Origin of the sequence: Paenibacillus sp. FSL R10-2734 (assembly GCF_037963865.1) — a bacterium.
Classification (GTDB): Bacteria; Bacillota; Bacilli; order Paenibacillales; family Paenibacillaceae; genus Paenibacillus_AQ.
Window position 1 is genome coordinate 4,654,012 of sequence record NZ_CP150170.1, and the last position, 22,218, is coordinate 4,676,229.

The 22,218-nt window shown below is 45.7% G+C and carries 20 protein-coding genes; 7 read left to right on the top strand and 13 right to left on the bottom strand.

Annotated features, from left to right (window positions below; translation table 11 throughout):
• Nucleotides 1–68: 68 nt before the first annotated feature.
• Both NSS67_RS20225 and map read left to right on the top strand, forming a co-directional pair.
• A complete protein-coding gene (locus NSS67_RS20225; protein WP_339315380.1) occupies nucleotides 69–653 on the top strand; it encodes a TetR/AcrR family transcriptional regulator in 585 nt (194 codons plus the stop codon).
• Between the two features lie 7 nt (nucleotides 654–660).
• Complete coding sequence (gene map, locus NSS67_RS20230; RefSeq protein WP_339315381.1) at nucleotides 661–1,407, top strand: type I methionyl aminopeptidase; 747 nt, start codon at nucleotides 661–663, stop codon at nucleotides 1,405–1,407.
• A gap of 240 nt (nucleotides 1,408–1,647) precedes the next feature.
• On the opposite strand, the gene NSS67_RS20235 is transcribed toward map, so the two are convergent.
• Nucleotides 1,648–2,598 carry a hypothetical protein gene (locus NSS67_RS20235; RefSeq protein WP_339315382.1) on the bottom strand — a complete coding sequence of 317 codons (951 nt, stop codon included), beginning with the start codon at nucleotides 2,596–2,598 and terminating at the stop codon, nucleotides 1,648–1,650.
• Between the two features lie 532 nt (nucleotides 2,599–3,130).
• Nucleotides 3,131–3,262, bottom strand: coding sequence for a hypothetical protein (locus tag NSS67_RS20240; RefSeq protein ID WP_339315383.1), 132 nt, complete (start codon nucleotides 3,260–3,262; stop codon nucleotides 3,131–3,133).
• 260 nt (nucleotides 3,263–3,522) lie between these two features.
• Between NSS67_RS20240 and NSS67_RS20245 the strand changes: the two genes are divergently transcribed.
• Genes NSS67_RS20245 through NSS67_RS20255 form a run of 3 tightly spaced genes read left to right on the top strand, consistent with a single transcriptional unit; the run spans nucleotide 3,523 to nucleotide 5,360 of the window.
• Complete coding sequence (locus NSS67_RS20245) at nucleotides 3,523–3,897, top strand: GntR family transcriptional regulator (protein ID WP_339315384.1); 375 nt, start codon at nucleotides 3,523–3,525, stop codon at nucleotides 3,895–3,897.
• 3 nt (nucleotides 3,898–3,900) lie between these two features.
• Nucleotides 3,901–4,749, top strand: coding sequence for an ABC transporter ATP-binding protein (locus NSS67_RS20250; RefSeq protein WP_339315385.1), 849 nt, complete (start codon nucleotides 3,901–3,903; stop codon nucleotides 4,747–4,749).
• On the top strand, nucleotides 4,746–5,360 hold the full coding sequence (locus tag NSS67_RS20255; protein WP_339315386.1) for an ABC-2 transporter permease: 615 nt from the start codon (nucleotides 4,746–4,748) through the stop codon (nucleotides 5,358–5,360). Before NSS67_RS20250 ends, NSS67_RS20255 begins: the two co-directional genes overlap by 4 nt.
• 227 nt (nucleotides 5,361–5,587) lie before the next feature.
• On the opposite strand, the gene NSS67_RS20260 is transcribed toward NSS67_RS20255, so the two are convergent.
• The 3 genes from NSS67_RS20260 to hrpB all read right to left on the bottom strand — a co-directional run bounded on the left by NSS67_RS20260 (nucleotide 5,588) and on the right by hrpB (nucleotide 9,857).
• A complete protein-coding gene (locus tag NSS67_RS20260) occupies nucleotides 5,588–6,445 on the bottom strand; it encodes an NAD(P)-dependent oxidoreductase (protein WP_339315387.1) in 858 nt (285 codons plus the stop codon).
• A 236-nt stretch (nucleotides 6,446–6,681) separates the two neighbouring features.
• Nucleotides 6,682–7,266, bottom strand: coding sequence for a general stress protein (locus NSS67_RS20265; protein WP_339315388.1), 585 nt, complete (start codon nucleotides 7,264–7,266; stop codon nucleotides 6,682–6,684).
• Between the two features lie 98 nt (nucleotides 7,267–7,364).
• Nucleotides 7,365–9,857 (bottom strand): ATP-dependent helicase HrpB, encoded by a 2,493-nt coding sequence (gene hrpB / locus NSS67_RS20270; RefSeq protein WP_339315389.1) that lies wholly within the window; start codon nucleotides 9,855–9,857, stop codon nucleotides 7,365–7,367.
• Between the two features lie 243 nt (nucleotides 9,858–10,100).
• On the opposite strand from hrpB, the gene NSS67_RS20275 reads away from it, so the two are divergent.
• On the top strand, nucleotides 10,101–10,520 hold the full coding sequence (locus NSS67_RS20275; RefSeq protein ID WP_339315390.1) for a GNAT family N-acetyltransferase: 420 nt from the start codon (nucleotides 10,101–10,103) through the stop codon (nucleotides 10,518–10,520).
• A 121-nt stretch (nucleotides 10,521–10,641) separates the two neighbouring features.
• Here the strand turns inward: NSS67_RS20275 and NSS67_RS20280 are convergent, their stop codons facing one another.
• Together NSS67_RS20280 and NSS67_RS20285 are read right to left on the bottom strand one after the other, a co-directional pair.
• Nucleotides 10,642–11,040 (bottom strand): DnaJ family domain-containing protein, encoded by a 399-nt coding sequence (locus NSS67_RS20280; RefSeq protein WP_339315391.1) that lies wholly within the window; start codon nucleotides 11,038–11,040, stop codon nucleotides 10,642–10,644.
• 675 nt (nucleotides 11,041–11,715) lie between these two features.
• Nucleotides 11,716–11,865, bottom strand: coding sequence for a hypothetical protein (locus NSS67_RS20285; RefSeq protein ID WP_339315392.1), 150 nt, complete (start codon nucleotides 11,863–11,865; stop codon nucleotides 11,716–11,718).
• Between the two features lie 267 nt (nucleotides 11,866–12,132).
• Between NSS67_RS20285 and NSS67_RS20290 the strand changes: the two genes are divergently transcribed.
• Complete coding sequence (locus NSS67_RS20290; RefSeq protein ID WP_339315393.1) at nucleotides 12,133–12,609, top strand: SRPBCC family protein; 477 nt, start codon at nucleotides 12,133–12,135, stop codon at nucleotides 12,607–12,609.
• Here the strand turns inward: NSS67_RS20290 and NSS67_RS20295 are convergent.
• The 6 genes from NSS67_RS20295 to smc form a co-directional block, all read right to left on the bottom strand.
• A complete protein-coding gene (locus NSS67_RS20295) occupies nucleotides 12,601–13,410 on the bottom strand; it encodes an SDR family NAD(P)-dependent oxidoreductase (RefSeq protein ID WP_339315394.1) in 810 nt (269 codons plus the stop codon). The two genes, NSS67_RS20290 and NSS67_RS20295, sit on opposite strands and share 9 nt — an antisense overlap.
• Nucleotides 13,411–13,548: 138 nt before the next feature.
• On the bottom strand, nucleotides 13,549–14,415 hold the full coding sequence (locus tag NSS67_RS20300; RefSeq protein ID WP_339315395.1) for a transglutaminase family protein: 867 nt from the start codon (nucleotides 14,413–14,415) through the stop codon (nucleotides 13,549–13,551).
• Entirely contained in the window at nucleotides 14,412–15,365 is a 954-nt protein-coding gene (locus NSS67_RS20305) for an alpha-E domain-containing protein (RefSeq protein WP_339315396.1), read from the bottom strand. Before NSS67_RS20305 ends, NSS67_RS20300 begins: the two co-directional genes overlap by 4 nt.
• A 72-nt stretch (nucleotides 15,366–15,437) precedes the next feature.
• The gene (locus tag NSS67_RS20310) at nucleotides 15,438–16,901 is read right to left on the bottom strand and encodes a circularly permuted type 2 ATP-grasp protein (RefSeq protein WP_339315397.1); all 1,464 of its coding nucleotides are present in this window, start codon (nucleotides 16,899–16,901) and stop codon (nucleotides 15,438–15,440) included.
• A gap of 547 nt (nucleotides 16,902–17,448) precedes the next feature.
• Entirely contained in the window at nucleotides 17,449–18,447 is a 999-nt protein-coding gene (gene ftsY / locus NSS67_RS20315) for a signal recognition particle-docking protein FtsY (RefSeq protein WP_339315398.1), read from the bottom strand.
• 141 nt (nucleotides 18,448–18,588) lie between these two features.
• Nucleotides 18,589–22,158 carry a chromosome segregation protein SMC gene (smc, locus tag NSS67_RS20320; RefSeq protein WP_339315400.1) on the bottom strand — a complete coding sequence of 1,190 codons (3,570 nt, stop codon included), beginning with the start codon at nucleotides 22,156–22,158 and terminating at the stop codon, nucleotides 18,589–18,591.
• Between the last annotated feature and the right edge of the window lie 60 nt (nucleotides 22,159–22,218).

The window sequence follows — 22,218 nt, forward strand, 5'->3', positions numbered from 1 at the left end:
CCGCCCCATGCGTTACTATTTTTATATTGACAAATTTGCAGGTCTATATAAGGAGGTTGACACACGCTATGTGCCCCCGTACCAAAGAACAAAATGAGCTCATACGCATACAGCGCAGAGAACAGATCCTGGACGTCGCCGCGCGCTCCTACTTTCGCACGGGCGGAAGCTTTGATATTCGTGACGTTGCCCGCGAGGCAGAGCTTGGTTACGGCACAGTATACCATTATTACCCCAACCGGCATTTATTAATAGAAGATGTGTTGTGCAGCGGCTTTGAGAGATGCGAGCAAGTTATCGCAGAATGGGCGAACATCAGCGGCAGCAACCCGGATGACAGGCAGGTGTTGACCTATTGCAAAGCGCTGCTCCGGTTGTGGCAATCGGACGCCCGCGCATATCTTGTCTACAAAATGGCGGCGGAACATTATGCAGGTTTGCCTGAGAAGGATCGATACCACGCCAAGAGACGGTTTATGGAACGGCTCTACATTCCACTACAATCGATCGCCCAGTGCGAAGATGACAGCGTCGACCATATGCTTGCTGTGCTAGTCGGCTGCTGTGGACTGTACTATTATGCAGGCAATTCCGACCTGGACGTCGATCGAATCGCTCGACTCGCTATGCAAGCTATTACGAAGGAGTCCTGATACGAACATGGTCATTTTAAAAAGCAAGTATGAAATTGAGGCTATCCGCAAGGCATGCCAAGTCGTGGCTGAATGCCATCGTACAATCGCCCCGCTTATCAAACCGGGCATTACCACCAATGAGATTGAGCGCATATTCGAGGACATTATGTTGAAGCACGGCGCAAAGCCATACCAGAAAGGCTATAATGGCTATCAATATGCGACCTGTGCCTCTGCCAACGATGTGATCGCGCATGGCTTCCCTAGCAATAAGCCACTTGAGGAAGGCGATATCGTGACGATCGACACGGTCGCTGAGCTCGATGGCTGGCTCGGCGATTCGGCCTGGAGTTATGCGGTCGGGCAGATCTCGCCGACGGCCGAGACGTTGATGCGTGTCACGAAGGAATGTCTTGACCTGGGCATCGAGCAAGCACAGCCCGGCAATCGACTCGGCGACGTGACGAGCGCGATTCAGCGGCATGCGGAATCACACGGTTTCGGCGTCGTGCGCGACCTTCTCGCCCATGGTATCGGCCGCGACCTGCACGAAGAGCCGACTTATATGCATGTCGGCAAGCCTGGAAAAGGCCTCCGTATCAAGGAAGGTATGGTGTTCACGATTGAGCCCATGATCACCGAAGGCACCTACTTCATGACAATCGATCCGGACGGCTGGACCGCACGGACGATGGACAACAAGCTCGCCGCCCAATACGAGCATACGATCGCCATCACGGCTGAAGGTCCACAAATTTTGACCGCGCAATAGAAAAGTTAGTTGAATAATGGCAGCCGATCGCGTTGACTGACCGGCTGCCTTATCGTGTTTGAGTTTTCCCCGTTAGCTCAACTAATCTAGTACCCATGAAGAAATGCCATCGGGTGTAGCCAACCACTATTAGCCCTGTATGATGGGTGCAGCCTTGGCTATCTTCTGATCACCAATATTCATACTTATCATGGTGTCCTTTAACCAAAAGCGATTTCCCAGTAGTTATTCGAGTTGTGACTATTGGACAATGATATACCGGAAGTTTTCAATATACGATTCTTTCTTCTGCTCCACTTGTCGTAAATGGTCATAGAAGCTATGAGGAAATTTAAATACGTGGCCGTAATCCCAATCTTGTTCGCTATAGTTCTTTTTCCAATACTTAATATCGATCGGAAGCACGTTCGCCCGCGCCGCGGGCTGCAAAGGCAGATGATCGACAGGCGAAACCAATTTGTTTGAATCTCCAGGTTTAAAGTTACGACTATGGCGCAGAACTTTAATAAGCTTCATTATAGGCGGTAATCCTCTTTCGAAAAAGGATACATGGCCAAGGTCAAACAAGATGTTTAACGCATGTGAGAAAGTCAGCATGTGACCAATTAAATCATGATGTGATTCTGCGCGATAAATGACGGGAAACTCAGCCAATTGTTCCAGCACAAGCGAAGAAAGCTCATTGGGATTCGAGATAGTCGGAAAGTCGTCTGCGTCCGTAATCTCCATCCTTTTCACCTCGGAAGCAGCGAAACCAATCCATGACCGTCCCGGAATTGTCCTCTCAAACGAGCGAATGAGATCGGTTATTCCTGCAATATCCTCATTACTTCCCCAGCCATTAAGTTCATGGATGGCCAACAAACTTGCTGCACTGTAAATCACATTATGACCGACCCAGTGTAGCTGATCGATCGTTCTATCAAGTGCCTCAAGTATAGCAGTTACGGCTGTTTGCTCGTCACAACCGGAACGGTGTTGTACGCCATTCGCCCCAAGAATCTTTTTCGCCATCGCTCCGGCCTGCGAAGATATTAGTTGAGCCAATTCTTTACTCAGATTATTAGTTGTAATGAAAAAATAACTGCCGATGGCGGCAGCACCAAAGTGAGCCTGCCAAACGTCACCTGTTTCCTTTTTGCATGAAGAGATGATCGTTAATCCGTCTTTCAAAATGGATTGATTCAACATAATGTCCACCACCCTTGCAAATTTCGGTCGTTTAGTTACACAAATATTTGCGAGAATATATCGACTATCCTGCCTGTTAGTTGAATAAAGGCAGCTGATCGCGTTGACTGACCAGCTGCCTTATCGTATTTGAGCTAACGTTCTTCGTTAGCTGAATGTATATCAGTATTATTCTTCATATAACCAGACGAAATCATTATGTAAAATGTACTCTTCTGGTTCCAATTCCTTTGCAAAACTTTCGCAGATTATATCTTGTTCTACATATTCATTACCATTGTCTATACCCAAATAGCCTATTGGCAGCTTTCTCATTAATATATTCTAGAGCTTAACCATAACGCAGTTCCCACAACTATTATTGCTGCCAAGGTTACAAATAGGACATACCCTTTCTTTGTTGTAGTAACCGTATGATTATCATAGAAATTTGGCTTCCGAACTATTCCAAACCACAGATCTGCGATTAAACTCACGACCACTAGAGAAAAGTTCTTTATCACTCCCACGTCATCACTCCCTTCCTCTATATTTAACCAAGTTTATTATTCTTAATTTCACGTAGTATCTCTTTCATTTCATCCATTTTCTTGATCATCGTATATTGATTGCTAATTATTATGAATAAACCAATGAAGAACAAAATCACTAGAAGTAAACCCATAATTGCAGCCTTCCTTTCAACAGCTTAATTCATTCCGTCTGATCATTCAAGCTTCCAGTAAATTCCACCCACTATGTCGGTACAGCAGTGATCTTAGGTTATTTCATATTTATGATCATTATGCTGACAATCCCACCGCTATTCATAGGTGTTACGGGTTATGGAATTCCATCCTAGTATCAAAAGTCACTTGCATCATTTTAATAATTGTATATAATGCATATATACAATGTTGAATCGAACAATCAAGGCGGTGAACAATGAATATCATTATAAGCAACTCCAGTGGTCAGCCGATATATGAACAAATTATTACACAGATCAAATCTCTGATCATTACTGGAGAGTTGAACGAAGGCGACGCGCTGCCGTCCATGCGACTTCTAGCCAAGGAGCTACGCATCAGTGTTATTACGACAAAACGAGCTTACGAGGAACTGGAGCGCGAAGGCTTTATCTATTCTGTCACAGGGAAAGGCAGCTTTGTGGCAGCCAAGAATATAGAGTTTATTCGCGAGGAACAGCTTCGGGTTATCGAGGATCATATGCAACAAATCATTCATGCAGCCAATCTATGCAAGTTGGATCTCTCTGAATTGATTCAGATGATGACCATCCTATATGAGGAGGAATAAGACATGGAATATGCCCTAACACTTCAGAACGTATCCAAGACGTACGATGACTTTACTTTAAAAGATATCTCACTTCAATTGCCCGCAGGTTGTATCATGGGCTTCATCGGCGAGAACGGCGCTGGCAAGAGCACTACAATTAGACTGATACTAGATCAGATCGCAAGAGATCATGGGAAGATAACCATTCTCGGCAAGGATAATAAAGAGGATCTCGACGCGGTGAAGGAACACATTGGCGTTGTGCTCGACGAAAGCAACTTTCCTGAGAATCTTTCAGCCAAAGATATTAACACCATTCTCAAGAGAATCTACCGAACATGGGACGAAGCAAAGTATTCAGAACTCATTCATCGATTCTCATTGCCTAACAACAAGCCTGTGAAGGATTATTCCAAGGGAATGAAGATGAAGCTATCCATCGCCACTGCGCTCTCGCATGACAGCAAGCTCCTCATACTAGATGAGGCTACAAGTGGACTTGATCCGATCGTTCGAGAGGAGATCCTGGATGTATTCCTTGAATTCATTCAAGATGAACAGCACTCCGTGTTCATATCCTCCCACATCACTAGTGATCTAGAGAAGATTTGCGACTACATCACTTTCATTCACAAGGGTAGAATTGTATTTAGCGAGCCAAAAGATGAGCTATTGGAAACATATGGTGTATTGAAATGCTCGGAAAATGAGTTAGCGAAGCTCGACCCTTCGATCATAAAGGGTGTTCGGAAACATCAATTTGGCGTTGAAGCATTAGTCTTCAAGAATCGCTTACAAGGCAGCTACTCCATTGACACCGCCAACTTAGAAACAATCATGCTATTCACTGTTAAGGAGGGTGCAAAATGAAAGGGCTGCTATTAAAAGATATACTCAATTTGAAGAAGCAAGGCAAGATGTATCTCATATTGATTGGCTTCTATCTCGTATTTAGTATCGCTATGAATAATACATCCTTCTTTGGTGGAATGGTCTGTATATTGAGTGCTATGCTCCCAGTCACCGCGCTGTCTTATGATGAACGAGCGAAATGGGACAAATTCGCGCTCACCATGCCCGTTTCTAGAAGAGATATGGTTACAAGTAAATATATACTCGGAATGTCATTCTCCTTACTGGGCGTCATCATTTTTTTCCTATGCAATCTCTTTACGAAGGTTGAACTATCATTAAACTTGACAACATCACTAGTCTTTTTCGGACTTGGAATACTGGTCCTGAGCTTGATCCTGCCGATCTTATTTAAGTTTGGTGTGGAAAAAGGACGTATACTTATGATGCTCATCTTCTTCGTCCCCGCTGGAATTATCATGTTACTACCTAATTTGGGCGTGTCATTTACTCGCCCTAGCGAAAATTTCTTGCAGATGCTCACCTATGCGGCTCCTGTAGTACTTATAGCAATCTTTGTAATTTCTATAATGGGATCCATCAAGATCTATCAGAAGAAGGAGATCTAGTCCTTGGCTTTCATTCGAACTAAATTATTATCCACATGATTCCACATACACAAAAAAGACTACACCACCTAGCATAAAGCTAGGTGGTGTAGTCTTTGAGTTGATTACCCAAGACCAATTAATCCGCCGACTATTCCACCCGCACCTATTACTCCCACTTCATCGCCTTCTCAGCTATTTCTAATTAAGTTTGTTATTGAATCTCTCAATAGCTGAGTTCATTCGATCTAAATATTCAAGCTTCGTGCAAACCCCGACCTCCAAGACGGGTACAGTGGACTCCATCCGTAATCCATTCGAGCTTTTGTATTGGAGGCTCCGCGTTCCCATCCTTCTCTGCCCTCTTGAACAATAGGAGCAGAAGCACCTATAGCTTCTGAATAGGTGGATAACCAATCCAATCCTTTAGCAGGCTCATCGTCTACAATGTTCACAGGACCTGAAGGCCAATTCAGAGCAAGCATTGCCGCGTTAGCTGCATCCTCCACATGTAGGAATGACACAACTGCATCAGTCGCTGTCACTCTTCCTTGACGAATTTCCTCCGCCATATAGCCATTATTGTCATACCAAGTCCCTTGACCGTACAACATTCCATACCGCAAGATCACATGATTTGGGATCTCGGCAACTGCCTTCTCTAGTGAGCATATACCTTCAATCGTTCTTTTCCGAGGCTCTGAAGCCTTCACATCTAATGGAGTTTCTTCCGCGGCAGGTTCTTCTCCAGCTTCATATGCCCATGAGATACTTTGTGCAATAATTTGTTCCACGCCAATTGCAAGGGATGCATCCACAATATTTCGTGTTCCTTCTATTCTTATCCTAGAATTATTTGAGAAATTCCGCTGACTTAGTGAAGTTAGCTGATGGATGACCACTTCTGGTCGTGCTTTGCGAATGGACGAAAATATAGCCTCTCGATCGAAGACATCCGCGATTACAGATTGGGCCCCGCACTTCTCAATAAATGCTCTATTTTCTTCCTTATGGGTCAGTCCGACAACCTCATGTCCCTCTTCTAATAACTTGGGAAGCAATATTCGTCCAATCACACCAGCTGCACCTGCTACAAATATCTTCATCTACTTCCCCCTTTAGGACGGCTTTTTAAAGCATACTCATCGCTATGTACATCAGAAATAACTCCATGGTATCTATTTTATTCATTGTCGAGTACCTCTCAAATGCCTAATTATAATTTGGATTATTATCCATATGATACCATGTACACAAAAAAGAATACACCACCTAGCATAAAGCTAGGTGGTGTATTCTTTGAGTTGATTGTTTTTAGTAAAGATATAGATCGATTAACTTTTTAGATTTTATCGCGGTTGTAGACTTCGGTTGTCCGATCTGCTCTGTTAGCCATCGAATTCCCTAATCTAGTGTCTTCGTTATAGATGCTTTCATAACGCTGAGCATTCAGCGAACGATTGCCACGGAATACATCATGTACTTGATGTCCACGCCCGTTATCATCCACAAGGACAAGGATTTTACCGCTTTCTACGTATCCTTCGTACTCTTTCGCCTCATCCTCAGGTATCCCAAGACCAATTAATCCGCCGACGATTCCACCCGCACCTACACCCACTGCTACACCTGTTAGTGTTGCCACAATAGGTCCTGCAGCCAGAATGGGACCAATACCCGGAATTGCGAGCGCTCCTATACCTGCTAGAAGTCCGGTAACACCACCCAATACGCCACCTGTCGCTGCACCTGTTGCAACACCTTCGGGAGCTTTTGTGCCTGTATCATCCGAAATATGTCTTAGTTCATCGCGATCACGTGTGATTACAGATATTTCATCATTACTGAATCCTTGATTGTGAAGTCCTTCAATTGCTCTGGTTGCTTCTTGTTCTGTGTCAAAGATACCTACGATTTTTTTAGTCACTTGAAGCCCTCCTTAGTAATTGTCTTCGCTAGTTAATTACCCTGTATGCTGAAGACAAAACATCTAATGAACAATTTCAAGTGCATAAAGAACTCTAATTACTTCTTGGGACGTGTTCGATTGGTCGGAATAGCTTGTAATGGATCGTCTGGCCAATAGTGCTTAGGGTACCGTCCTTTTAGATCTTTTTTGACCTCGAAATAAGTGCCACGCCAAAAGCTTGCCAGATCAGAAGTCACCTGCATCGGTCTTCTTGCCGGTGACAAAAGATGAAGCAATACCGGCACCTTCCCCCCTCCAATTCTTGGTGTATCTGTCTGTCCGAACATCTCTTGCAAACGTACCGCAAGTACAGGAGTAGTTGGATTAGCGTAGTCCACAGGCACACGCGAGCCACTTGGAACCGTTAAATGTGTGGGTGCTTCCTGTTCAAGAATCTGTCGCTGATTCCAGTCCAGCAGCCCCTCAAGCGTACGAGTTAATGGAATTCGCTGAAGGTCGCGCAGGTTTCGCATACCGTGAATGTATGGCAAAAGCCATTCATCCAGTGTCTCAATTAATGCTGTATCTGAGACATCTGGCCAGTCCGAACGTAAGGAGTGTATGAATATTAACCGCTCACGAAGCTGTGTGCTCCCCTTTTCCCACGGCAAAATTTCAATCCCCTCTTCAGCGATAACACTTAACAGTACTTTTGCTGTTTCTTCCGCGGAAGGTCTTTCATGTGAAGTTTCTTTTAAGACGAGAGCACCAAGCATCGTTCTGCGGCGCTTCTTCACACTCCCACTTTCTTTATCCCAATACACATCCGCGTCCTCAGTGACGCGATCCGCATGATACTTAAGCAGTTGTCTTTCTTCTATCTCTGCCGCCAGCATAATTGCGCCTTGTGTGGCTCGATCGTCTACGGAGGCAGCCACAATATAAACGGAACGGGCCAAGGGCTGCCCTTCCCGCATGGCCGCGCCACGACCGGCGGAGAGCAGAAACGCGCCATCGCCGCGTTTCTGTCCGATACGGTCGGGGTAGGCGAACGACAGAAGCAGCCCGCAGCTGCTGATGTCGTTCACGGTCTCGCCCGGCGCTGCTTGCAGCTGCGCCAGGAAATTGCGGCTCTCGCGCTGCACCGCGCGCAGAGCCGCAGGGTCCGCTCCGCCCGTATCGGCGGAGCGCTCGAACCGGAGCAGCGCCTCTACGCGGAGCGTGAGGTCGCAATCTAGTGCCGCGGGACCCTTGAAGAGGTCCCGCTCTTGCAGCAACGCCGCCAGTCGGCAGGCGAGCGGTGCTGCGCTAAGCTCTGCCGCGCGCAGCAGCATATGCGCGGCACGCGGGTGCGCGCCAAGCGCGGCCATGCTGCGGCCGTGCGGCGTGATGGCGCCGCCGGCGTCCAGCGCGCCGAGCTGGCGCAGCAGCGCGGTGCCCTGCGCATAAGGCGCAGCGGGCGGCGCGTCGAGCCAAGCTAGCGCGGCAGGATCGCGCACACCCCATAGCGCTAGCTCCAAAGCGAGCTGCGCAAGATCCGTCTCCATAATCTCCGGCACATTGTCATCCGGAAGCCGATTATGCTCTTCCTGACTCCACAACCTGTAGCATACGCCGGGTGCTGTCCGCCCCGCACGTCCCCGCCGCTGATCCGCAGAAGCTTTCGATACGGGAACCGTCGTAAGACTCGGCATTCCCGTACGTGGTGAGAATACCTGTGTACGACGCAGGCCTGTATCAATAACCGTTCGCACACCTTCAATCGTCAAGCTTGTCTCAGCAATGGAGGTCGCGAGCACGATTTTGCGTTCGCCGTTAATGGATGCTGCCACTGCAGAATCCTGCATAGCCTGTGGTAATTGTCCATACAAAGGACGAATCACTACCCCTTCAGGTAGAACTCCATGTTCCAACTCACTCTGGGTTCTGCGAATTTCCCGTTCACCCGGCAGGAATACAAGGATATCTCCCGGTTGTTCAGCAAGCGCACGTCTCACTGCGGCAGCTGCCGATTTTTCAATTGGAAGATTCCCTATTGTTGGTAAGTAAACTGTTTCCACTGGATAGGTTCGTCCCGGACAATCAACAACTGGCGCACTGCCTAACATAGCCGAGACCCGTTCACTATCCAAAGTAGCTGACATAATCAGAATTCGAAGATCATCACGCAGCACAGCCTGCGCTTCCAGTGCAAAAGCAAGCCCCAAGTCCGCATGAAGACTACGCTCATGGAACTCATCAAAAATTACTAAACCCACATCACCTAGCGATGGATCGCTCTGCAGCATCCTTGTTAAGACACCTTCGGTTACTACAACAATTCGTGTATTCTTACCTACTTTAGTGTCGTTTCGCATACGATAACCCACCGTCTGTCCAACACTTTCTCCAAGACAGGAAGCCATATAAGTTGCGGCAGATCTAGCAGCAAGTCTTCTAGGTTCTAGCATTAGAATACTTTTACCAGCCATCCATGGCTCGTTCAGAAATGCCGGAGGCGTTCCTGTTGTTTTGCCCGCACCTGGTTCAGCAATAAGAACAGCCGCACGTGAGGAGCTTAGTATGTTTCTCAGGTCTGGAAGGACCTGTATAATTGGAAGCTGTTTCATAGTATCTCTCCATCGTTTGTAATAATATGTTATGATTTTCCTTGATGTAGTCTAAACCCTTTTCATCATGTGCGAAAAGAGTTCAAAGATCAAGACTTACTGTGCACACCATTTTATCATTTCAAGTATAAACGCCTTTTGTCGTCCCTATAAGGACGGTTAGCATTTATGCGAGAAATATAAGGATAATGTATAGCGTGAAACTTATACTTTCTTATATTATCAAAAAGGAGACTTCTTAAGATGCTAGTAACTAAAGCCACCATTTCAGATCTATCCACACTCAGCAAGATCGATAGCATGGTCATTGGCAGCGAAATTCGTAAACCTAAGATCGAACAATATATTCTAAACGAGCAATGTGTTATAGCATCGATTAACAGTGAGCCTGTCGGTTTTGCTTGTTACGATACTACTTTTTTCGAAAGCTGTTTTATTCAGCTCGTAATTGTGAACCCCAATTTTAGACGTCTTGGCATTGCCGGTGCACTTATTCGTTACATTGAAGAACATTCTCCAACCCCCAAACTGTTTACCTCCACCAATGAATCCAATACGATCATGCAGCAGGTCTGTCTTTCTTTAGGCTTTGTAAGAAGTGGAATCATCGAGAATTTAGATGATGGTGATCCGGAATGGGTATATTTTAAGCAAGTAAAATGAAAACGCACCTGTGAAGCACAACACGCAAAAAGGCAGCTCTTCCGTCTGAATCGACTAAGAGATGCCTTTTAGTATTATACTGTTTATCCTGATGTCCAAATGACAGTACCCTGAATCAGTGTTATTCTTCTTCCCTAATCATCTGTTCGTGTATTTGAACACTGTATTGCATAAAAGCAGGGTTACTATCTAGACCACGTTCACGCAACAGCTCTTGCAGGCGTAGTCTTTTCATAGACAATTTTGCCCGAAGCGCCTTACCTTCACTAGTCTCTTTACCTCCGCTATTATGGCACGCAGCAAGCAACCCTTCGAGAGTAACACATTCCGCACGCAAAGAAATTTCCTCGGGCACCAGCCCGGAATTCTTCATGATTTTGAAAGACATCCGCAATTCTTCTGGTACACCTGATAAATCCTCAAGCTCCAGCGGCTTGCCATGTCCAGGTAAATCTCGAAATTCCCCATTACGCATAGACTCTTGAATTCGCTGCTCAACCAGCCAGGACATCATCCCCATATACGCAGCCTCCTTCGCTATTGCCATCCACTGTTATCTACCCTACTTAAACAAAGATGTGTAAGCGGAATTGCGTTTATTTTAGCATAAAAGGCTTTGTAATTGCATCAAGCTGCCGGAATGCAATTGCATCCTCCGCGCCGCAGATAAATCGGACTCAGGAGCCCTTATTTCGCTGATTCAGCTCATTTTGCTACACTATCGGACTCAGATGCAGCTATTCACTCAAATATGCCCTGTTTTTCATCAAAAACAGGGCAATAAGAGCTATCCGGTCCGATACTTTTAAAAAACGGACCTAATACGCCAAATAGTTGCATTACAGTCCGTTACATCATTGCATCCTCCGCGCATTACAGTCCGCTACATCAATGCGTCCTCCGCGCCGCAGATGGATCGGACTCAGGAGCCCTTATTTCGCTGATTCAGCTCATTTTGCTTCACTATCGGACTCAGTTGCAGCTATTCGCTCAAATATGCCCTGCTTTTGTTCAAAAACATGGCAATAAGAGCTATACGGTCCGATACTTTTAAAAAACGGACCTAATACGCCAAATAGTTGCATTACAGTCCGTTACATCATTGCATCCTCCGCGCATTACAGTCCGCTACATCAATGCGTCCTCCGCGCCGCAGATCGATCGGACTCAGGAGCCCTTATTTCGCTGATTCAGCTCATTTTGCTTCACTATCGGACTCAGTTGCAGCTATTCGCTCATATGTACCCTGCTTTTGAGCAAAAACATGGCAATAAGAGCTATACGGTCCGATACTATTAAAAAACGGACCTAATACGCCAAATAGTTGCATTACAGTCCGATACATCTTTGCATCCTCCGCGCATTACAGTCCGCTACATCAATGCGTCCTCCGCGCCGCAGATCGATCGGACTCAGGAGCCCTTATTTCGCAGATTCAGCTCATTTTGCTACACTATCGGACTCAGTTGCAGCTATTCGCTCAAGCCATTTCGCTAGTTACACATGCGTTACTAGATCGTGCAATTTACATGGACGATTGCTATACTCTTTCTAATGAGCCTCAACTCAATAAAAAAAGGACTACAACAGTAGTCCAAAGGAGAAATATAACATGCTAGCAAACATCAAAAAAGCAAATGAACATTATGTCGCTCGTTTCGAACGTCAATTACAGCATACCGCTTCAGAAATCTGGTCCTTTTTGACAGAGAATGAGAAGCTTGCTTTATGGTTCGCTGAATTACGAATCGAAGACTTGCGTGAAGGTGGTCTATTAAAATTTGATATGCAAGACGGAACTTTTGAGGAAATGACGATCACAGCGCTGCAGCATGAATCCATTCTTGAATTTACTTGGGCAGAAGATTCTGTCCGCTTTGAGCTGTACCCTAATTCAGAAGGCTGTTTACTCGTCTTGAATGAAACGATCCATGTTCTAACTCCGCATACACCCCGAGATCTAGCTGGCTGGCATGTATGTCTAGATGTGATCCAGCACCTTCTGGATGGTACGACGGTGGAGTCGAGAGAGACCGACTGGAGTCATTTGTTCGAGCAATACCGCGAGACGATCTCAAAATTAGGATAGCAAGGACTCTGCGCCATCAATCACAATCTGCGAACCCGTAATATGGATCGATTCATCGGATGCCAAAAAAGAGACCAGATCTGCAACGTTATCCGGTTTACCTGGTCCATCCGCGAGCGGCTGCGCACCATCGGGAAATTCAATCGGTATGACGATCGCTTCTACGTCCTCGCTCATTTCAGTTGATTCATCTATGTTGGTAGAAATAGCCCCTGGGCATATCACATTCACGCGAATCTTAAACTTAGCAAGCTCAAGTGCGGCCATTTTGGCAAAAGCCACCTGTCCAGCTTTGGTAGTGCTATAAGTAGACCACCCAAAGCTGGCAAATCTAGTGTTCCCATTGATGGAACTGGTAATGATAATACTGCCTTTTCCTCTATCCTTCAGATGTGGAATCGTATATTTCAACGTCAAAAATGTCCCCGTCAAGTTCACCGACATTGTACGTTCCCAATCACTCAAGCTCAGTTCCTCTATAGGTCCCACCGCACCATTAATTCCTGCGTTAGCGAATACTACATCCAATCCTTCGAATTGTTCCACTGTCCTGCGAACAGCTTCCTCCATCCCTTTTTCATCTGAAGTATCCACCTCTATGGCCAAAGCACAATCTTTGCGAAACTTGTTCAGCTTGTCCGCCAATATCGAGGTGCGTTCAAGATTCAGATCCAAGAGTGCTACATTAGCACCTTCCCTCGCAAGCTTAATGGCGGTAGCCCGACCAATGCCTGAGCCCGCTCCGGTTATAATCGCTGTTTTTCCAACAAATCTTTGTTTCTTAGCTATGTTTGGACTCATATGTAATCTCTCCTTAGAATCTATAAGTGAAGTAACTATGGATCAAGATTACCCAAATACAACTACACTTAAATCATCTACACAAAAAAACTCCCCGTTCAATAGCTTGAGCGGAAAGTTTATCATGGTCGAACCTATTTAATTGTCCAGCTTTCGTACATCCACTTTCACAGTCAAAGAGCCTGCTTCACCTCGATATACACCTTTTACAGGTACAATATCTTTATAATCCCGTCCGTGACCTAACTTAATATAACGCCAATTGACCTCAACATTATTAGTCGGATCGAACCCAAGCCAACCTGTACCCGGAATGTGAGTCTCCACCCAAGCATGTGAGGCTTGCTCGAAATTAGCATTACTCCCTTGCAGATCACCAACAAAATGATATCCACTAACATATCTGGACGGCAGACCGACACTACGGCAGACAGCGATCATTAAATGAGCATAATCCTGACATACTCCGCGTTTGAGTTTCAGTGCTTTTTTTACCGTCGTATTTACACTTGTAGCTTCAGGGTCATAGGTGAACTGTTCATATATCGTAGCAGATAATTTAAGAATCCATTCATACATATCCTCAGTTTCATTAAAAGGGTACTGTGAGGCGAACTCCACCAATTCAGGGGTCACCTCGGTATAACGAGTCGGCAAAATAAACTCAATATAACGATTCTGAAAATCCTCATCATTTAACAGTTTAACTTGTTCTTCAAGAGATGTTCTCGGGAGATCTGCACCTTGCGCTTTATCCAGCGTAACTACAGTAGCTTTAGTGTGGATGATCATCTCCGTGTGCGGCTTATTGACCGAATAGGCATGAACTCGATTCCCGAAGAAATCCTCATAGGTTAATAGATTGGCTGGCGGGTAAATTTCTACTTCATGATGATAACAGGATTGGCGATAATTCGTACGCGGCGTGAGTCTGATCTCATTGACACTGTCCGTAACCGGCTCTGGATAGCTGTATGTGGTGGTATGATTGATTTGTATCTTCATACAGACACTCCTTCTCGACGAAAAAAGGCGCCCTCCATTGTTTTACCAAGTTTTTGACAAGATATCACTAACGCTTTAAGCACATCTTCCACCAGCTCGCCGGACATTTCTTCTTTTTCCATGTAATCCAGCTCTGCTTTAAGTTTACCCGCTTGACGAATGACCTTCTCATGGCCTGAGCCTTTTTCAGAGGAATCCAGTTCAAGCTTTGCTAAATGCTCCTCCAGCTGATGAAAAGAAAAACGTACGGAACGTGGGAATTTGGGATTCGCAATCAAGAAATCTAAAATGCTCTCCGGAGACATGGCATCTGCATAATAACGTCGAAACGCCTGATACCCACTTACGGATTTAAGCACAGCCTGCAGCTGAGTATAAACCGCGTTAAGCTCTTTGAATCGGCAGGAGGCAATGACCGCCTGCAAGATACGAGTTGTATTCTCTGCTCGCTCTAGAAACCGCCCGCTCTCAATGAAATGCCACTCATTCCCTCTAAGCATTACCGACTGCTCTGCTCCGAGAAACATGGCTGTACGCTCCTTAACCTGCTGATAGAACTGATGTGGGCCGCTCATAATATCTGCAACTGAACGCTCACCAAGCCATAGGTTGAAGCTGTTGACAACATCCCATAATTCACTTGGAAGCTGCTGACGGAGTGTGCGAAGATTATTTCTAGCATGATGTACACAGGAGAATAATGAATTAGAATTGCCTAAATCAAGTGTGATGAAAGATAGTACATCCTGCTCCGAAAAGGTTTCGAACTGCTGCAAATATTCACCTCGAACACCCAATGCATCGATCAATCTTGACCATTTATGTCCTTCTTCTTGAAAATCCTCTTCCTGCTGGATATGATAATGAACATTAATTAGCCGCGCATGATTCTCTGCCCTTTCAATATATCGGCCGATCCAGAACAAAGCCTCAGCATTTCGATTCAGCATCTCCAGCCACTCCCTTATCCTACAAATTGACGCTGCATTTTGCTATTCATCTAAGAAGTTCAAGTGGCAATATCAAGCCATTACCCAAGTATCTTTTACCCCACCACCTTGCGAGGAATTCACGACCAATGACCCTTCTTTCATCGCCACTCGTGTCAATCCTCCAGGTATGACATGCGGCTTCCGGTCAGCACCCATTAACACAAAAGCTCGAAGGTCGATATGTCTTGGCACCATAGTTCCCCCTGACAATACCGGTGCTCTGGATAGAGACATAATCGGCTGAGCAATATAACGCTCTGGGTCCGCAATAATCTTCATTCGGAATTCAGCCAGTTCTTCCTTCGTTGCTTCGCATCCGATCAACATCCCGTACCCCCCTGATAAAGAAGTCTCCTTAACAACCATTTCTGATAGGTTCTCAAGAACATACAAGCGTTCATCCGGTCTTCCTAGCAAATAGGTCGGAACATTACCAAGAATCGGTTCTTCATTTAGATAATAACGAATCATATCCGGTACATAGACATACATCGCTTTATCATCTGCAACACCGGTTCCAGGGGCATTAGCAATAGCTACATTCCCTGCTCGATACGCATTCATCAGACCCGCCACCCCTAGTAGTGAATCCGGCTGAAACGCTAACGGATCGATGAAATCATCATCCAATCGACGATATAACACATCCACACGGCGCAGTCCGTTCATTTCTTTCAAATATATTTTGTGATCTTTTGCAACCAAATCTCGTCCTTCAACCAAATGGATACCCATCTGCTGTGCTAAAAAAGCATGCTCATAATAAGCAGAATTGTATTCCCCAGGAGTAAGGAGTGCTATAACCGGATCTGACTTCCGTGATGGAGAAAGACTACGCAGAACAGATAAAAAGCGATTCAAGCTATGATCAACATCTCGTATGGAGCTGGCAAAGGATAATTCAGGAAACAACTGATTCATAAGCGTTCTGCCTTTAAAAAGATATGAAAAGCCTGAAGGTGTTCGTAGATTGTCTTCAAGCACATAATATTGCCCATCGTGATGGCGGATAAGATCAATTCCCGAAGTAGTGATGTAAGTACCACCTGGCACTCGTAGCCCCGCCATTTCAGGCCGGAAATAACAGTTGGAGATGATCATACGCCTCGGGACGATTCCATCTTTAACAATGTACTGTTCATGGTAGATATCATGAATGAACAAATTCAAAGCGGTGATACGCTGAATAATTCCAGCTTCTATCCTCACCCATTCATTCTTAGGAATTATGCGTGGAATCATATCGAAGGGGATCGTTCGCTCCATGGGATGATCCTGCGCCGGATTGTAAAGCGTAAAAGTAATTCCTTCCTCCATCATCCTGCGCTGCATCAAATTCTGCTTACCCAGAAGCTCTTCGGAGCTCATTCCGGAAAACATGCGATTCACATGTCTGTAGTGCGGCCGGACACTCCTCTTATCCGCATACATTTCATCGAAAAAATGTTGTAGCGGATACGGAGACAGACCTGGCAGAGGATCTAATTTGGACATGAGCCCGACTCCTTTCGACAAATGTTATCTTTACTAACAAAACATATTCCACTTTCAGAAAACACCCATGAAAATATTGGTTTGTATTTCCATAATACGTAAATTGTATAACTGATGTCAATATATATAACAGAGATTTGTTATCTCTGAATATTTCAGCGCGTTGGAATCGCTTCCTTTCTCTCTTATATAGGTTGCCGGAGCTGAAATGTAGTTTCTTCATTGAATTGTATGCAGGAGTCGTGACAAGCATTACTATTATGAATTTTTCATATGTTGGTTTTTTTATATAGTTGTGCAGATTAGTGATTTCAATAAATAGTGATGAACTTGAGACGTCAGGATAGTGAATTTATAGAGCACAACTATCGTATGTTAGTTGACCTAGAAGAGGCACAGCTATCAAGCAGTGTAACGCATAGGGAGTCGTATTTTTTGGGGAAATCACATGTTGGGAGGAAAAAAAAGAACGTCCCCATGAACTAAAAGCAGTTTTGAGGACACTCCTTGTAAATGTTGCTTATGAAAGTGGTGTTGATTTCTATAACTAGGCTTGCTCTTCAGTCTCTTCTTCCTCCGAAATTAATCCGGCAAAAAGAGCATGCACGAACTGCTGAGAATCAAATGGCTGCAAATCTTCCATCTTTTCTCCGAGCCCTACAAACTTCACAGGTAAGTTCATTTCCTGACGTATCGCAACAACAATTCCGCCTTTAGCCGTACCGTCCAGCTTCGTTAAGACGAGCCCTGTTACCCCACTCTTTTCGCCAAATAGCTTAGCTTGAGTTAGCGCATTTTGACCTGTCGTCGCATCTAGCACCATCAGTACTTCATGCGGAGCACTAGGGATTTCTCTTTGAATGACGCGGAAGATCTTATTGAGCTCTTCCATCAGATTGCTCTTATTTTGAAGTCTACCTGCGGTATCACAAATCAAAATATCCACATTCCGCTGCTTAGCCGCTTGAACGGCATCGAACATAACAGCGGCTGGGTCGGAGCCTGCTTGTTGCTTAATTACGTCTACGCCTGCACGTTGGCCCCAAACTTCGAGTTGTTCAATCGCCCCGGCACGGAACGTATCCCCCGCAGCCAAAAGAACTTTTTTACCCTCTTGTTTGTACCGATGTGCTAGCTTACCGATGGTAGTTGTCTTGCCCACTCCATTAACCCCAACGAACAAGATAACCGTAATTCCATCCGGATTTTCCTTCAGAGTATTATCATCATCTCCGCGCAGCAATTCCATAAGCATACGAGACAAAATCGGTTGCAGCTCAGCAGCATCTTCAATACGTTTTTGCTTCACTTCGGCGCGCAGATCCTCGACAAGTTTCATCACTGTGTTAACGCCTACGTCTGCACCAATCAAGATTTCTTCCAGCTCTTCGTAGAACTCTTCATCTATTTTTTTACGGCGGATAATAAGATCTGCTACCTTCTCAACAAAGCCTTTACGGGTTTTCTCTAATCCGTCGCGGAATTGTTTGGTTACACTTTCCGTTTTGCCGGAAATGCTTTCTTTTAATTTCCTGAAAAAGCTCATTTGTTTCCTCCTAAAAGTTTTGTGAGCAAAACTTCATTGATTTAACTTCGTTCAAAACTTGCTTCGGAAGCATATGCTTAGTTTTGTATAGGATCACTACATCGAACTACTTCGTACAAAACTCATTATTTCTGCAAGCCGTTAAGCGATCTCCGCTTCCTCATCCTCTAAACGTACAGAGACAAGCTTGGATACTCCGCCTTCTTCCATCGTTACTCCGTAGAGCACATCCGCCTCTTCCATGGTTCCTTTGCGGTGTGTAACGACGATAAATTGCGTTTGTTCCGAGAACTCACGCAAATACTGAGCAAAACGTACAACATTCGCTTCATCAAGCGCGGCCTCAACTTCATCCAGTACGCAGAACGGAACCGGCTTCACTTGCAGGATGGCAAACAATAAGGCCATTGCAGTTAAGGCGCGTTCCCCGCCGGAGAGCAGCTGCAGGTTTTGTAGTTTTTTACCCGGTGGTTGGGCTACAATATCTATACCTGTTTCAAGCATATGCTCTGGATCTAGCAGCATGAGATCAGCTCGTCCGCCTCCGAACAGCTTCGAGAATACCGTACCAAATTGTTTCCGGATCGCATCAAAGGTCTGTTTGAAACGTTTGGACATCTCATCTTCCATCTCACGGATGACTTGATACAAGGTAGTCTTAGCTTCGACCAGATCATCTTTTTGTCCACTGAGGAAGGTATAACGCTCATGAACACGTTGGTACTCCTCAATCGCTCCTAAGTTAACTTCACCTAGTGCAGAAATACTGCGTTTCAAACGCTGTACATCCGCTTGAGCGGCAGGCACATCTTCAGGCACAGGATAACGTTGCTTCGCTAGTTCATAGCTTAGCTCGTAGTCATCACTTAGCTTGCGAAGAATATTATCTAGCTCAACATCAAGTCTACCCACAGCGACTTCAGTGGAGCGTAGCTTGTCCTCCACGACTCTAAGTGCCTGACGTTGATCCTTGGTCTTGCTTTCCTCTAGTTCAAGCTTACGAGACAATGCTGAGCGTTCTGCACGAGCAAAATCCAAAGTTCCGGCTGTCTCTTCCTTTTTTAGACGATAGCTATTCAGATCTTCCTTCTGTTTCACGGCTTCTAAAGCATTGCTAGCCAAATCCTGTTCGATCGTATGTAACAGATTACGATTCTGGCGCAGCTCCTTATCCTGTGAACCGACATCTTGTCTTAGACGACGTAATTGCTCCTCCAAGGAGAAGATCTCCTGATCAAGCTTGCCTTCTGAAACCTTCATGCTGGTCAGCTTGCCTTGAAGCTCTTCCTTAGCCGATTCATTCGCTTTACGCGCCGATTCGGCATTACGGATAGCCTCATGAGCTTCCTTCTCTTCCTTCTCAAGACGCTCAAGCTCAGCAGAGGCTTGTTTCCGAGTCTCCTCGAGCACGCGGACCTCACTCTCAAAGCCACTACGTTCCGCGCCTGTGCTCTCCACTTGCTCTAGCACATGCCGAAGCTCCTGCTCAAGCTGCTTCAAATCGCCAGAAACGCGCTGCTCTTCTAATCTTTTCTCATCGCCATCACGGCGCAGGTCCTCTAGCTTCACGCTAGCTTTCTCCTGCTCTTCACGAAGTCTGGCTATGCCTTGTTTCAGCTTAACAATTTGACGCTCGCTCTCTTCGATCTCACTGCTCAGCTGATCCAGCTGACGTTTACGACTAAGCAAGCTATTGTTCTTCTTATGCTGGCTACCACCGGTCATAGAGCCCCCGGCATTTACTACATCACCCTCAAGCGTAACCACACGATAACGATATTGGAATTTAGCGGCGATACGATTCGCCTGCTCCAGGCTCTCAGCAATAACTACATTACCGAGCAAGCTGCCAACAATACTAGCATATTTATCATCATATCCTACAAGATCAGAACCAATTCCAACAAAGCCGTCAGCGTCTTCCACCATTCCACGGTCACTGCCAGAAATTTGGCGTGGTCGGATAACATCAAGTGGGAGGAAAGTAGCTCGTCCCAACTGACGTTGCTTTAGAAAAGATATCGCTTGACGAGATACGGTCTCATTATCCATGACCACGTGTTGAAGGGATGCACCCAGCGCAGTCTCGACAGCCATTTCTAGCTTCTCTGGAACGGAGATGAGCTCAGCAACCGCACCATGCACCCCGTTAAGCTGTCCTTTACGGGCCCCTTTAAGAACTTCTTTAACTCCAAGCATAAAGCCGTCGAAATCATCCTGCATTTCTTTCATGGTCTCATGACGAGAGACTTGCGCTTCCCGCTTCTGTTCCCACTTCCGCAGCCCTGACTGTGTCTCTTCAATCAGCTTCTGACGTTTGCTAAGCTGTTCACTTTCAGTAATGTAAGCACCACGAAGATTGCTTAGTTCCTTCCCAAGCTGGGCTATCTTGTCTTTTAGCACTTTCTGGCTGGCAGTTAATTCTTCGTGCCGTGCTGTCCATTTGCCGCTTTCTTCTTCACTGCGGCTCATGCGACGTTCCAGATTCTCCTTCTGTTGATCCGCGTAACGAATTTCGTTACGTGCATTCGCCATCAGGTTCATTAACTCCAAGAGCGCACTCTTCAGCTTCTCTTCCTGGCTCTGACTAATACCATCAGCAACACCTTCGAGCCGTGACTCTTCTTCTTCGATCTGACTCCGAAGCTCAACAAGCTTAAGACGTGACGCTTCCAGCTTAATTTCAAAATCCCCAAGCTCACGCTGTCGATCCGCAGACCGCTCACCTACAGAGCCTAATGTGAGCATTAACTGTTCCCGATTGCTCTCTAGGTTACGCTTGCGCTCCTTCAGCACTTCCCCATAGCCTTCGCTCTTCTCAAAAGCTTCACTATACCGGAGCAATTGTTCTTGCTGCTTCTCGATCTGTTCTTCTAACGTACGCAGTTCAGAACGTCCACTTTCCAGCTTGGCATCATGGGCTGAGACAACTGTAGACAGCTCCAGTTGCTCATCCTTTAAAGTTTCAAGCTTGGCGTTACCTTCCTGCCAAGCGGTATGAATCCCTTCAATCTGGTGCACATAAACTGAGATTTCCTGATGTTTCAGTTGTTCCCGAAGTTCCTTAAAGCGAGTCGCCTTCTCCGACTGATCCTTTAGAGGCCCAATCTGATCCTCGAGCTCACTAAGCAAATCGTGAATACGAAGCAAGTTTTGCTCCGTGTCGTCGAGCTTTCGACTTGCATCTTTTTTGCGCGATTTATATTTCACAATACCCGATGCCTCTTCAAAGATGCCTCGCCGATCCTCGGAACGAGTACTCAGAATCTCTTCAATCCGACCCTGACCGATGATCGAATAAGCCTCACGTCCGATACCGGTATCCATGAACAGCTCTGTGATATCCTTCAGACGGCAGGATTGCTTATTAATTAAATATTCACTTTCACCGCTACGGTGAACACGCCGAGTCACTGTAACTTCGCTGAAATCCAGTGGTAGCGTGTGATCCTCATTATCGAGCGTAAGTGATACTTCACCATAATTCACAGCTTTACGCGCGTCACTGCCGGCAAAAATAATATCTTCCATCTTGCCGCCACGCAGTGATTTAGCACTCTGTTCGCCGAGTACCCAGCGAATGCCGTCAGAAATATTACTCTTGCCGCTTCCGTTCGGGCCAACTACGGCCGTTATTCCGCGCACAAATTCCATTTCTGTTTTGTCGGCAAATGATTTAAAACCAGCTAATTCTATCCGTTTCAAAAACATACTTGCCTATCACCTCTGACCCATTATACCATAGCGTTTATTAGCCTAAAATAGCTCCCT